Origin of the sequence: Sphingobium sp. ZW T5_29 (genome assembly GCF_044987515.1) — a bacterium.
In the GTDB taxonomy this organism is placed as follows: domain Bacteria; phylum Pseudomonadota; class Alphaproteobacteria; order Sphingomonadales; family Sphingomonadaceae; genus Sphingobium.
This window is the reverse complement of the sequence record NZ_JBJDRM010000014.1, coordinates 26,101-38,471: the sequence shown is the minus strand read 5'-3', so window position 1 is coordinate 38,471 and position 12,371 is coordinate 26,101. Positions and strand designations below refer to the sequence as shown.

The following is a 12,371-nucleotide window of genomic DNA, read 5'->3' as shown; positions in this document are numbered from 1 at the left end:
AACCAAATTCAAAGGACGGGGGTTCTACACCTCGGATAGCAAATCTTTTGCCCCCCGCTCTTGCTGTCCAAAAAAAATGAGCCCGGAACGCTTCTCCCCCCCCCCCGACGCGTTCCGGGCTCAGCTATTTTCGGGGTATTTCCTTCTTTTTGAAGATGTTTGCGGATGCGGAACGTATTCCAACTCCATGGGTTTTGTTTCCGCTGCTGACTTGGCGTGCCCAGTCGGCCAAGTTTTAAGGAGACTAACATGACCAAGAAGATCCTTGCCGCCCTGCTGCTTTCCGGTTCGCTGATGGTAGCGGCATGCAACACCGTAGAAGGCGCAGGCAAAGACGTGCAGAGTGCTGGCCAGGCCGTCGAAGACGCAGCTGATTAAGCAAGGCGGACGCCGTAGCGTCTGTCGAAGGGCTCGCATTGCGCGAGCCCTTTTTACATGGGCGCGTCAGAGGTATCGGTGACGTCGGTTTCGACCACTTTTCGGCGGTCGGTGAACCATATCGCGACGATCGTGATTTCATAAAGCAGCAGTAGCGGGATTGCGAGCATCAGTTGCGACACTACATCGGGCGGCGTCAGCACGGCGGCCACCACGAACGCGGCCACGATCATGTAACGCCGCAGCCCGATCAATTGAGCGCGGGTGACGAAACCGGCGCGGTTGAGCAACATCAACAGCACGGGCATCAGGAAACTGATGCCGAACGCCAGAATGAACTGCATCACCAGCGTCAGATAGGCGTCGGTGCTGGGCAGGGCCTCCACTTGAAGACCACCGCTATTGCCCTGAAACTGCAGGAAAAAGTGAAAGGCGGTGGGCATCACCACATAATAGGCCAGACTGGCGCCCATCAGGAACAGCACCGGCGTCATGACCAGAAATGGCAGCAGCGCCTTCTTTTCCTTGGCATAGAGACCGGGCGCTACAAAGGCCCAGAGCTGGTTGGCGATAATGGGGAAGGACAGACAGAAAGCGCCGAATATCGCGACTTTTACCTGCACGAAAAAGGCTTCGTAAAGTTTCGTGTAGACCAGACGCCCGCCGCCATCGCCAAAGGCTTCCTTCAGCGGGTGGACCAGGAAAGCGAACAATTGCTCCGAGAAATAGAAGCAGACGGCGCCTGTCAGGAACAAAGCCCACACGCATTTCAAAAGCCGTCCGCGCAGTTCGATCAAATGTTCGAGCAGCGGCGCTTTGCTGTCGTCAATGTCCATCATGCGGCGGGGTCGCCCTTGCTCGTATCGGGTTGAGCCACAAGATAGGGCGGGCCATCACTTGCCGGAGCGGGCGCTGCGGGCGCGGACTGGGCCACGAAAGGTGGCGGCGATGACGGCGGAGTCACGCCATCTGTCGCCGAGGAAGACGGCTCCGCATCAACGACGGACGGCGTTTCCGACGGATGTTCTTCCATGATGCGACGGTTCTGGTCGGCCCATTTCTTTTCCAGTTCCTCCATCTCCACTTCGCGCACCATTGCATCGACTCCGGTGCGGAAATGGCGGGCCATGCCGCGCGCTTTCCCCAGAACCTGTCCCACCTTGTACAAGGCGCGAGGCAAGTCCTTGGGACCGATCACGATCACCGCGATGATCACGATCAGCAAAAGTTCGGTCGAACCGATATCGAACATGCGCGTCTACCGCCCGGTCGGTGGAAAGATCAGGCCTTGGTCTTTTCTTCCGTGGCGGTCGGCGCGTCCTGTTCAGGCACGCGATGCCCTTCAAGACGGGTCGCGGGCTTGGTGGGCGTGACATCATCGTCGTCCGCCATCCCCTTTTTGAAGCTCTTAATGCCTTTTGCGACGTCGCCCATCAGGCCGGAAATGCGACCACCACCAAATAGCAGCATCACCACCAGGAGGACGATGACCCAATGCATCAATGAAAAGGAACCCATTTGAACGTACTCCTGAAACCCAACCTATCTAGGCGTCTTCATCGTCATTTTCCAGACCGGATTGAGCACCCAGCCCTTCCAGCGCCAGATCAACCGGATCGAGCAATCCAGCAGCCCGCAGATCGTCCAGTCCGGGAAGGTCACGGCGGCTGCTAAGCCCGAAATGTGACAGGAATTCTACTGTCGTCGTATAGATCAGAGGCCGCCCCGGCACTTCGCGCCGCCCGGCGGGACGGACCCAGCCTGCCTCCATCAGCACGTCGAGCGTGCCCTTCGCCACCTGAACGCCGCGAATGGCCTCTATCTCGGCGCGGCTGACGGGTTCATGATAGGCGATAATCGCCAGCGTTTCCATGGCTGCGCGCGACAATTTGCGGCTTTCGTCCTTTTCCCGGCGCAAAATGTGGGCAAGGTCGGCGGCCGTCTGGAAATGCCACCGCCCGCCCCGCTCCACCAGATTGACGCCGCGCCCGGCATAATGGCCGGTCAGCGTCGCCAGGGTGGCGGACAGGTCGCCCCCGTCGCCGACATGCTGGCGCAATTCCGTCAGGGACAGCGGATGTTCCGCAACGAAGAGCGCAGCTTCTACCGCGCGGATGAAATCGTCGGGTTCCTGCGTCACGGCAATAGCGCTCCACCATGTTCGGGCAGCGCCGCACGCAGGAAGATCGGTTCGAATATCCCTTGCTGCTGGATTTCCAGCCGCCCCTGCCGCGCCAGTTCCAGCGCTGCGACAAAGCTGCTGGCGAGCGCGGATTTCGCCATGGCATCATCCTGACCGGTGGGCAGAAAAGATTGCAGCGCCGTCCAGTCGATCGCCGCGCCCAACAATGCGCCGACGCGCTGGATCGCTTCATCAAGCGTCATGACCGGGCGCGCCACGACCATATGAACGACGGGCTGCGTCCGGGCACGGATCTGCCCATAGCATTGCAGCAGATCGAACAGACTGGCCGTCCACTTCGCGCGGCGGACCAGCCGCAATCCTTCAGGATGTGGGCGCACGAACACGTCGCGGCCAACCCGATCGCTGGCCATCAGCCGGGCGCTGGCTTCCCGCATGGCCTGCAGTCGCTGAAGCCGTAACTGGAGCCGCAGGGCCAGTTCTTCCGGTGCGGGTTCGGGCTGCGCCTCACGCGGCAGCAGAAGCGCCGATTTCAGATAAGCGAGCCAGGCGGCCATCACCAGATAATCAGCCGCCAGTTCCAGCTTCAGCTTTCGCGCGCCTTCGATATGGGCAAGATATTGTTCGACCAGCGCAAGGATGGAGATTTCGCGCAGATCGACCTTCTGCGAACGAGCCAGGGCAAGCAGAAGGTCAAGCGGGCCTTCCCAACTGTCGAAGCTGACTGTCAGCACGTCGGCGCGGGCTGCGGACGAGGGTCTTTCGTCCACCGCGTGAAGAATATCTGTCGCCGGAAAGCTCACGCGGCCGCCATCGCCAGCAGATGGTCGCGCGTGGCCAGCAGCGTTTCCAGCGGGGGATTATCCCTGTCCAGCTTGGCCGACGCCATGGCGCGGTCCAAGCGGGCCTTTGACTTCACGCCGATGTCGGGCAGCAGACGGGCGATCCCCACCATGTCATCCATTCGACCCCAGCAATTAAGCGCCAAGTCGCACCCCGCCGCCACCGCTGCTGCGGCAAGTTCAGGGATGCTGCCGCTTAACGCCTTCATGTCCAGGTCGTCCGACATCAGCAGGCCGTCAAAGCCGATCTTTCCACGTATGATGGTGTCGATGACGGTGGCCGAAAGGCTGGCGGGCAAGTCAGCGTCCCAGGCGGTGTAGACGACGTGGGCGGTCATGCCGATCGGCGCGCCCTTGAGCGTCTGGAACGGGGCGAGGTCAGTCAGCAGCGCATCTTCGTCTGCGGTGACGACCGGCAGGCCCAGATGGCTGTCGACCAGCGCCCGTCCATGCCCCGGCATATGCTTGACGATGCCGACGACGCCACCCTTTGCCAGTCCTTCGATGACGGCGCGCCCCAAAGCGGCCACCCGCATGGGCTCGGTCCCGAATGTGCGATCACCCATGATGTCGCTGGCGCCTTCCTGGCGTACATCAAGCAGCGGGAGCGCATCGACGGTGATCCCCGCCTCCGCCAGAGTGACGGCGATGGCGTGCGCGTTGGCGCGGGCGGCGGCGATGGCGCTGGACGGTGCCACATCATAAAGGCGGTCGAACATCCCGGCAGGGGGAAAGCTGGGCCAGACCGGCGCCTGCATCCGTGCAACGCGTCCGCCTTCCTGATCGATCATGATGAGCAGGTCGTCGCGGCCATGCAGCGCGCGCAGGTCGTCGGTCAGGGCGCGAAGCTGCTGGCGATCGGCGATATTGCGGCGAAAGAGAATGTAGCCCGCGGGCTGCACATCGGCAAAGAAAGCGCGCTCGTCAGGGGTAAGGGTTTCGCCTGACAGGCCGAAGATGACGGGTTTCATGCCGAAGATGGTAGCGGGTGGAAACGCTGCTGTCGAAGGGGTTTCTTGGGATCGGAACCGTCAGGGCGATCTTGCCGAAACGAGCGCGCGCCAGATCCCGGCGCGCGCCCTTTCAGGCCATCGTCAATTGACGACGATACAGCTTTCCCCAGCAACCTTCAGCTTGCCGCAAAGCGTGCTGGCCTGTGGTCCGGCGGAGGCGCGAAGGCGATAGAGCGTGCTGCCGCCGACCTGCGTCGGTTCGACCGACATGGTGAGCGGAGCCAGATAGGCGAAACGCTTCGACAGCCGCGCCCAGGCGTCGCGTGCGCCCGACTGGCTGCCATAAGCACCCAGCTGGATCACGGCACCGCCTGCGCCGCGCGTCGGCTGGCTGGCGGCGGGACGTGCGTTGGTTTCATCCGCCACGCGCGCCGTCACGCTCTGCGACGGCTTGCCGGGAATGGCGACGCGCGCATCACCGGCAGGTCCGGTAGGCCTGATCGGGGCTTCAGGAACGCGGCTGGGGTCAATGCGGCCATCACGGGCCACGCCCTGGCTGGCCGCGAAGCTGGCATCCCCTTCGCCGTCGAACTTCTTGGCATCGGCTTCCTTCGCCGGGACCTTGTAGTCACCGGCGGGCGCGGCAATCCGCTTGCCCTCGCCGCCAGCGTCGCCCCGATTCTGCATGAGCCACACGCCCGCAACGACGACACCGATGAGCAACAGGCCACACAGGATGAAGCCCAGCAGCCGCAGCGGCGAAAGGCCATCCTCGTCTTCATCTTCCATGGCAGGCTCGAGCCAGGGCAGACGCTCGTCATCGTCGAGATCGAGCCTCCCCCGCGCATAGTCGCCCATCTTACCCTTGCCTCCGCTTGGCCTATTGCATTTCCGTCAAAGCGGCCACGCCCATCAGGGCAAGGCCGTTGCGGATGATCTGCCCGATTCCGCGGCTCAAGAAAAGGCGCGCGGATGTGGTAGCGGGATCGCCCATCTGGATGACCCGCGCGTCGGGATTATCGTTTCCGACATTCCACCAGCCATGGAATTCCGAAGCCAAGTCATTGAGATAAAAGGCGATACGGTGGGGTTCACGGGCCGCCGCCGCCCCTTCCACCACGCGAGGAAACTGCGCCGCCAGCTTCACCAGCCCCAGCTCCTGCGTCCCAAGGCGGGACAGGTCGGGTGCGGGAAGATCGATGCCCGCCTCCTGCGCCTTGCGGCCCAGTGAGGAAATACGGGCATGGGCATATTGAACGTAGAAGACCGGATTGTCCTTCGACGCCTCCACCACCTTGGCGAAATCGAAGTCCATCTGCGCATCGGCCTTGCGCGTCAGCATGGTGAAGCGGACCACATCCTTGCCCACTTCGCGCACGACATCGGCCAGCGTGACGAAATTGCCCGCCCGCTTGGACATCTTCACCGGCTCGCCATCGCGGAGCAGGCGGACCATCTGGATGAGCTTGACGTCGAAGCGCGCCTTGCCTTCCGTCAGCGCAGCGACGGCGGCCTGGATGCGCTTCACCGTACCGGCATGGTCCGCGCCCCAGATGTCGATCAGCTGGTCGGCAGTCTGCGCCTTTTGGAAATGATAGGCCATGTCCGCGCCGAAATAGGTCCATGCGCCGTTCGACTTCTTGATCGGGCGGTCCTGATCGTCGCCGAAGCGGGTCGACCGGAACAGGGGCAGCTCGACCGGCTCCCAGTCTTCGGGCGTGTCGCCCTTGGGCGCTTCAAGCACGCCATCATAGACGAAGTCATGGTCGCGCATCCATTTCTCGGCGGCTTCGGGCTTTCCGGCGGCCTGCAATTCGGCTTCGGATGAAAAGACGTCATGACGGATACCCAGCAACCCAAGGTCGCTGCGGATCATATCCATCATCGCGGCGACGGCGCGGGTGCGGAACAGGACGAGCCATTCATCCTCCGGCGCGCCTACATATTTATCGCCAAAGTCGGCGGCCAGCGCCTGGCCAACGGGGACCAGATAGTCGCCGGGATACAGGCCATCGGGGATCGCGCCCACATCTTCACCCAATGCCTCGCGGTAACGGACATGGGCTGAACGCGCGAGCACGTCGACCTGGCCGCCCGCGTCGTTGATATAATATTCGCGAATGACCTTGTGCCCGACATATTCGAGCAGGGTTGCGAGCGCGTCACCCACCACCGCGCCACGGCAATGGCCCATATGCATGGGGCCGGTCGGATTGGCCGAGACATATTCGACGTTGACGGTGACGCCGTCACCCATCTGCGACCGACCATAATCAGCGCCTTCGGCATGGATGGCGGCCAGTTCCGTGCGCCATGTGGGGTCGGTCAGCGTCAGGTTGATGAAACCGGGTCCGGCGATGGTTGCGCTTTCCACCTCGTCCAATTGTTCAAGGCCCGCGACGATCTTTTCCGCCAGCGCACGCGGATTCGTACCGGCAGGTTTTGCCAGCACCATGGCCGCGTTGGTGGCCAGGTCGCCGTGACTTGGGTCGCGGGGCGGTTCTACCGTCACCGGCTTGCGATTGAGCCCGGCAGGCAGCGTGCCATCAGCCTCCAGCGCGTCGAGCACGGCGTTCAGATGGGCGGTGAAACGGATATAGAGGGACAAGGAACGAACTTTCTCAAAACATCCGTTCGTCCCGGAGCCTGTCGAAGGCTGCTCTTCTCTTCACAAGTAGAGGGCTTCGACACGCTCAGCCCGAACGGGTGAATGGCTGGCTTTAACGAGTAGCGTTATATCGGAGCTGGTCCTGGGTCAGATTGAAGCCCACGAGCAATTCAAAACTGGTGCGTTGCAGCGCCGCGCGAACGTCGGGCTGGGAAAATGGGTCAATCGCCGCATCTTCATCACCCGCCTTACGCTTCTGCGTGATCTTGCGCTGGATGTCGGCGGGCAGGGTCGCTGCCGTCCGGTCCACATAGGAACCCGCCTTGGCGGTCGTGCTGGCGCGATATTGACCCGCAGGGAAATCGAGGACCACCTGACCGATGCGCTTGGCCACCACGGCGTTACCGCCACGGACCACGGCGGAAAAATAGGGCAGCGTAACCTGGCGAGCGACACTGGCGTCGCTGCGGCGGGCGTTTACGGTGAACGTCGCCTCGCTATAAAATTGCGCGCCTTCCGAACAGGTCGACCGCAAATCGGTGATGTTCGCCACCACATCTATGGCCGCGGCGTCTGTGCGGCCAGCCGGGCTGAACAGTGTGATGTCGCCAGTCTGTGCGGGAATGGCCGCCACCGGACAGGCCGAACGAACCGCCACGATGCCGCCAGTGGAATCAATCTCTCCCCGGTTCGAACAGGCCCCTAGAGCCAGGGCAAGCATTCCAGTCAGCGCAATTCGGGAAAAGGTCACGGGATAATCCTTGGGGAAAAGGCGTGGGGCTTCTTATCCGCAGCCCGCCCGGTGCGCAACCGAAAGGAACGCGCCATCCAAACTGCGCCGCGCAATGGGGAGCGGTACAGCCCCCAGACGCCCCTCTCCCCCCTTTCTTCCGGCGCGACATTGGCCTAAGCGGCAGTCATGACCGCCCCTTCGACCACCGGCCGCCCGCATCTGAAACTGCTGATCGCCGCGCCGCGCGGCTTTTGCGCAGGCGTCGACCGCGCCATTGTCATCGTCGAAAAGGCGATCGAGAAATATGGCGCGCCCGTCTATGTCCGGCACGAAATCGTCCACAACAAATATGTCGTCGATAGTTTGCGGGCAAAGGGCGCGGTCTTTGTCGAGGAACTGGATCAGGTGCCCGACGGCGTGCCCGTAGTCTTTTCCGCCCATGGCGTCCCTAAAGCGGTCCCGGCCAAGGCGGAGGAACGCGGCCTCAACTATCTGGACGCCACTTGCCCACTGGTCAGCAAAGTGCATCGCCAGGCGGAACGGCAGGTGGAAGCGGGCCGTCACATATTGTTCATCGGGCACAGGGGCCACCCGGAAGTGATCGGGACCTTCGGCCAGGTGGACGCCGTCCACATGACGCTGATCGAAACGGTCGAGGATGCGGAGCGCTTCACCGCCGCTGACCCCTATAACCTGTCCTTTTTGACGCAGACGACGCTTTCGGTGGACGATACGGCGGCGATCGTCGCGACGCTGCAACGTCGCTTTCCGGCGATCCATGCGCCCAAGGGCGAAGATATCTGCTACGCCACGTCGAACCGTCAATCGGCGGTCAAGGCGATCGCTTCGGCATGTGAGGCGATTTACGTGATCGGCGCGCCCAACAGTTCCAATTCGGTCCGGCTGGTCGAAGTCGCCGAGCGCGAAGGTACGCCTGCCCGCTTGATCCAGCGCGCCGACGAGATCGACTTCGATTGGCTGCGCGACGTCAAGACCTTGGGGCTGACCGCAGGCGCGTCGGCCCCCGAAATATTGGTGCGCGAAGTGATCGACCAACTGCGCACGCAATTTGAGGTGGATGAGGAAGAATTGGAAACCGCACGCGAAAACATCGCTTTCAAGCTGCCGCGTGGACTGGAGCCTGCCTGAACCATGGCCGTATATACCCATGTTCCGGCGGAGGATATCGACGCCTTCCTCACCCGCTATGACGCTGGTCGGCTGGTATCGGCCAAGGGCATCGCCGAGGGCGTGGAAAACAGTAATTATCTGCTGGAAACCACCGGCGCCGACGGCAATGGCCACCGCTATATCCTGACGCTGTATGAAAAGCGCGTGGATGAAGCCGATCTTCCCTTCTTCATGGACCTGCTCGACCATCTGGGGGACCGGGGCTGCCTGGTGCCGCGTTTTATCGCCGATCGCGAGGGCAGGCGTTTGCAGCAATTGAGCGGCCGTCCGGCCTGCCTGATCGAATTTCTGACCGGCATTTCGGTGACTGAACCGACAGCCGGGCAGGCGCGTGCGGCGGGTGCGGCGCTAGGACAATTGCACAAGGCGGCGGAAGGTTTTGCGGGCGAACGCCGCAACGCGCTGGATCTGCCGGGCTGGCATGACCTGGCCGACAAATGCGGCGAGCATTTCAACGACATCGCCCCGGGCCTTCATCAACGCGTTGCCGATGAACTCGCCTTCCTGGATGGGCACTGGCCGGCCGACCTGCCCCGCGCCGTCATTCATGCCGACCTGTTCCCGGACAATGTGCTGATGCTGGGCGAAGAGGTCACTGGCCTTATCGACTTCTACTTCAGCTGCACCGACATCCGCGCCTATGATCTGGCGGTGACGCATGGCGCGTGGTGTTTCAGCAACGACGGTGCAACATGGTTCGGCGATCGGGGACGCGCGATGATCGCAGGCTATGAAGCGGCGCATGGGCTGTCGGCAGCGGAACGGGCGGCTTTTCCTATCCTGTGCCGGGGCGCCGCGCTGCGTTTTCTGCTGACCCGCGCCTATGACTGGATCAACACGCCCGCCGACGCGATGGTGACGCGCAAGGACCCGCTCGCCTATCTGCGGCGTCTGGACTTCTACGCGAAGGCCACTCCAGCGGATTTGCTGGACATATAATGGCCGACCAGATGTCCGCCCCCCCGACTTCGCAGGGCAGCGGGGTTAGTGCCGCTTCCAAGGTCGAAATCTTTACCGACGGAGCATGCAAGGGCAATCCCGGCCCCGGCGGCTGGGGTGCGGTGCTGCGTTCTGGTTCCACCGAGAAGGAAATTTCAGGCGGCGAGGCCCAGACCACCAATAATCGGATGGAGATGATGGCGGCCATTGAAGCGCTGAACGCGCTCAAGCGGCCATGCAGCGTGACGATCTATACCGACAGCAAATATGTGATGGACGGCATCACGAAATGGGTTTTCGGCTGGCAGAAAAATGGCTGGCGCACAGCGGACCGCAAACCGGTCAAGAATGGCGATCTATGGCAGGCGCTGGTCGCCGCGCAGGCCCGCCACAAAGTCGCGTGGCAATGGGTGAAGGGCCATGCCGGCCACCCGGAAAATGAGCGGGCCGACCAACTCGCCTGCGCCGCAGCGGAACGCTTCCGGGCTGCCTGATCTTTCAGCGGAAGCGGGCCGGATCATAAGCGGCAGTGTCCAGCGTAGCGATGGATGAAGGCAGCGAATCGCCTGTCACCAGACTGGCCGCCAGCAGTGCGGCTGCCGGGGCGGTCTGGATGCCGAAGCCGCCCTGTCCCGCGAACCAGAAGAAATTCGGGCGGATCGGATCGAACCCATAGACCGGCGCACGATCAGGCGCGAAGCTGCGCAGCCCGGCCCAACGGCGCTCGACCGCTTCGATCGGCCAGTCCACCACCTGCTGGAAACGGGCAATCGCCTGAGCCACCGCCAGTTCTTCCGGCGCGGCGTCGCATGGCGGCGAGGGTTCTTCGTCATGCGGGGTCAGCCAGACGCGGTCCCGCCCCTCTGGCCGAAAGTAGAATTGCGATTGCAGGTCCATGACCAAAGGCAAGTCTGGCGACGGAAGGGTTGGCACGCGCAATTGCACGACCGTGCGACGAAGCGGCGCAATGCCGATGGACGCGACGCCGCTCAACAGGGCGACATGATCGGCCCAGGCCCCCGCCGCATTGACCAGCAGGCCACAAAGGACTTCGCCCTGTTCCGTGCCGATCCTCCAGCCCGCCCCTTCGCTGACGGCGCTTTCAAGGCGGCATGCGGTGCGCAATTCACCACCCAGTCCGCGAAATTGGCGCAGATAGGCCTGATGCAACGCCGCGACATCAATGTCGCACACGTCCGGTTCCAGCACGCCAATGGTCCATTCAGGACGCAGTCCAGGCAGCAGGGCGGCGGGATCGACCCGGCGCAAGTCGACCCGGTCTGAAAAGTCGTCCATCAACCGGTCGCGCGCGCCGGTGTCGGACGCGCGACCGATATGGAGGGTTTGTCGCGGCGTCAGAAAGGACCCGCTGGCGAAATCCGGGGCGGGGGAACGGAGCATCGGACCCGAAGCCGTCGTCAGCGGCTGGACGACGCGGCCGCCATAGGTTTCTTCCCAGAAGGCGACTGAACGGCCAGTGGCGTGGTAGCCCGCGCTCGGTTCCTGCTCCAGCATCAGAACGGACGCGTGTCGCGCCAGTTGCGCGCCCAGGCTGGCCCCCGCGATGCCGCCGCCGACGATCACGATGTCAAACCGGATCATGCGGGAGCAGCCTCTTCAAAAAAGGCGTCGATCCGGCGTAGCGCGTCGATCCTCACATGATCGCTTTCACGCAATATCTCATGCGCCGCGTCGCGCCCGTAGATATGCAGGCGTGCGCCGGGAATACGCTTGGCGACACGCTGGATTGCCGGGGTGGAAACCAGCCGGTCGTAGCGCGCGGCCAGAATCAACAAGGGCACCGCGATCCGCTTGAGAGCTTCGGCCCGCGCCAGCGTCCGGGTCGATTCCAGCGCCTGCGCAACCCATCTCCAACTGGGCGGTCCCAAGGCGATGTCCCGGCTATGATCACGCCACCATAGCTCGTCGGCGTAACGATCTGGATCATGGGTCAGCCGTTTTTGCCTGGCGGCGCGTTGCCAGCTGGATTCTTCCTTCTGGGTCCATGCCTGCCGCGCTTCAAAGCCCAGCGCGCACATGGCCTTAGCGATGAAACGAGCCAGCCAAGGCGGCAACAGGCCTGCATGAACGCCAATCATAGGCGCAACGGCAACCGCGGCATCGGGCGTCGGCATCCCTTCGGCCAGTGCGCGCAATAGCAAGTGGCCGCCCATGCTGTGCGCGACGATCACGGCGGGACCTTCGCCTTCGGCGCGCCAGTCGGTGGCGAAGCTAACAAGATCGCTGATCCATTGGCCGAAATCTTCGATATGGCCGCAAAGCGGATCGGCGGTCAGTCGGCCCGATCCCCCCTGCCCGCGCCAGTCGAAGGTGGTGACCGCCCACCCCTGTTCCGCCCAATGATGGATGACTTCGAGATATTTCTCGATCATGTCGCCGCGCCCGCCCAACACCAGCATCCGTCCGCGATTGCCGTCGCCCAGGCGATAGCGCCGCAGCGGCAAACCATCGGGCGCATGCCAGAAATCCAGCCGCCCATTCATCGGCCAGGCGCGACGGTCAAAGGCCGGTGGAGTAAATAGGGGCGAATCCATGGGGCGCATGGTTACGGTTTGGTAAGCCA

The 12,371-nt window shown here is 62.9% G+C and carries 15 protein-coding genes; 4 read left to right on the top strand and 11 right to left on the bottom strand.

Going from position 1 to position 12,371, the window contains the following annotated elements; translation table 11 throughout:
• Positions 1-249 precede the first annotated feature (249 nt).
• Positions 250-378 (top strand): entericidin A/B family lipoprotein, encoded by a 129-nt coding sequence (locus ACI3KQ_RS12840; RefSeq protein WP_167301911.1) that lies wholly within the window; start codon positions 250-252, stop codon positions 376-378.
• A gap of 53 nt (positions 379-431) precedes the next feature.
• On the opposite strand, the gene tatC is transcribed toward ACI3KQ_RS12840, so the two are convergent.
• The 9 genes from tatC to ACI3KQ_RS12795 all read right to left on the bottom strand — a co-directional run bounded on the left by tatC (position 432) and on the right by ACI3KQ_RS12795 (position 7,645).
• The gene (gene tatC / locus ACI3KQ_RS12835; protein ID WP_404958187.1) at positions 432-1,217 is read right to left on the bottom strand and encodes a twin-arginine translocase subunit TatC; all 786 of its coding nucleotides are present in this window, start codon (positions 1,215-1,217) and stop codon (positions 432-434) included.
• Positions 1,214-1,630, bottom strand: coding sequence for a Sec-independent protein translocase protein TatB (gene tatB / locus ACI3KQ_RS12830; RefSeq protein WP_404958185.1), 417 nt, complete (start codon positions 1,628-1,630; stop codon positions 1,214-1,216). The genes tatC and tatB overlap by 4 nt, the downstream gene beginning before the upstream one ends.
• Positions 1,631-1,659: 29 nt before the next feature.
• Positions 1,660-1,896, bottom strand: coding sequence for a twin-arginine translocase TatA/TatE family subunit (locus ACI3KQ_RS12825; RefSeq protein ID WP_404958183.1), 237 nt, complete (start codon positions 1,894-1,896; stop codon positions 1,660-1,662).
• A gap of 28 nt (positions 1,897-1,924) precedes the next feature.
• Positions 1,925-2,518 (bottom strand): SMC-Scp complex subunit ScpB, encoded by a 594-nt coding sequence (scpB, locus tag ACI3KQ_RS12820; protein ID WP_404958181.1) that lies wholly within the window; start codon positions 2,516-2,518, stop codon positions 1,925-1,927.
• Positions 2,515-3,291 (bottom strand): segregation and condensation protein A, encoded by a 777-nt coding sequence (locus ACI3KQ_RS12815; protein WP_404958325.1) that lies wholly within the window; start codon positions 3,289-3,291, stop codon positions 2,515-2,517. The genes scpB and ACI3KQ_RS12815 overlap by 4 nt, the downstream gene beginning before the upstream one ends.
• A gap of 29 nt (positions 3,292-3,320) precedes the next feature.
• Positions 3,321-4,334 (bottom strand): beta-N-acetylhexosaminidase, encoded by a 1,014-nt coding sequence (gene nagZ / locus ACI3KQ_RS12810; RefSeq protein WP_404958179.1) that lies wholly within the window; start codon positions 4,332-4,334, stop codon positions 3,321-3,323.
• 123 nt (positions 4,335-4,457) lie between these two features.
• Positions 4,458-5,174 (bottom strand): SPOR domain-containing protein, encoded by a 717-nt coding sequence (locus tag ACI3KQ_RS12805; protein ID WP_404958177.1) that lies wholly within the window; start codon positions 5,172-5,174, stop codon positions 4,458-4,460.
• 22 nt (positions 5,175-5,196) lie between these two features.
• Entirely contained in the window at positions 5,197-6,924 is a 1,728-nt protein-coding gene (argS, locus tag ACI3KQ_RS12800) for an arginine--tRNA ligase (RefSeq protein WP_404958175.1), read from the bottom strand.
• A gap of 112 nt (positions 6,925-7,036) precedes the next feature.
• Positions 7,037-7,645 carry a hypothetical protein gene (locus tag ACI3KQ_RS12795; RefSeq protein ID WP_404958323.1) on the bottom strand — a complete coding sequence of 203 codons (609 nt, stop codon included), beginning with the start codon at positions 7,643-7,645 and terminating at the stop codon, positions 7,037-7,039.
• A gap of 198 nt (positions 7,646-7,843) precedes the next feature.
• Between ACI3KQ_RS12795 and ispH the strand changes: the two genes are divergently transcribed.
• Genes ispH through rnhA form a run of 3 tightly spaced genes read left to right on the top strand, consistent with a single transcriptional unit; the run spans position 7,844 to position 10,281 of the window.
• Positions 7,844-8,806 carry a 4-hydroxy-3-methylbut-2-enyl diphosphate reductase gene (gene ispH, locus ACI3KQ_RS12790; protein ID WP_404958173.1) on the top strand — a complete coding sequence of 321 codons (963 nt, stop codon included), beginning with the start codon at positions 7,844-7,846 and terminating at the stop codon, positions 8,804-8,806.
• Between the two features lie 3 nt (positions 8,807-8,809).
• Positions 8,810-9,787 carry a homoserine kinase gene (gene thrB / locus ACI3KQ_RS12785; protein ID WP_404958171.1) on the top strand — a complete coding sequence of 326 codons (978 nt, stop codon included), beginning with the start codon at positions 8,810-8,812 and terminating at the stop codon, positions 9,785-9,787.
• Positions 9,788-9,798: 11 nt separating this feature from the next.
• Positions 9,799-10,281 carry a ribonuclease HI gene (gene rnhA, locus ACI3KQ_RS12780; protein WP_404958321.1) on the top strand — a complete coding sequence of 161 codons (483 nt, stop codon included), beginning with the start codon at positions 9,799-9,801 and terminating at the stop codon, positions 10,279-10,281.
• Positions 10,282-10,285: 4 nt separating this feature from the next.
• On the opposite strand, the gene ACI3KQ_RS12775 is transcribed toward rnhA, so the two are convergent.
• Complete coding sequence (locus tag ACI3KQ_RS12775) at positions 10,286-11,389, bottom strand: NAD(P)/FAD-dependent oxidoreductase (protein ID WP_404958169.1); 1,104 nt, start codon at positions 11,387-11,389, stop codon at positions 10,286-10,288.
• Entirely contained in the window at positions 11,386-12,351 is a 966-nt protein-coding gene (locus ACI3KQ_RS12770; protein ID WP_404958166.1) for an alpha/beta fold hydrolase, read from the bottom strand. The genes ACI3KQ_RS12775 and ACI3KQ_RS12770 overlap by 4 nt, the downstream gene beginning before the upstream one ends.
• Between the last annotated feature and the right edge of the window lie 20 nt (positions 12,352-12,371).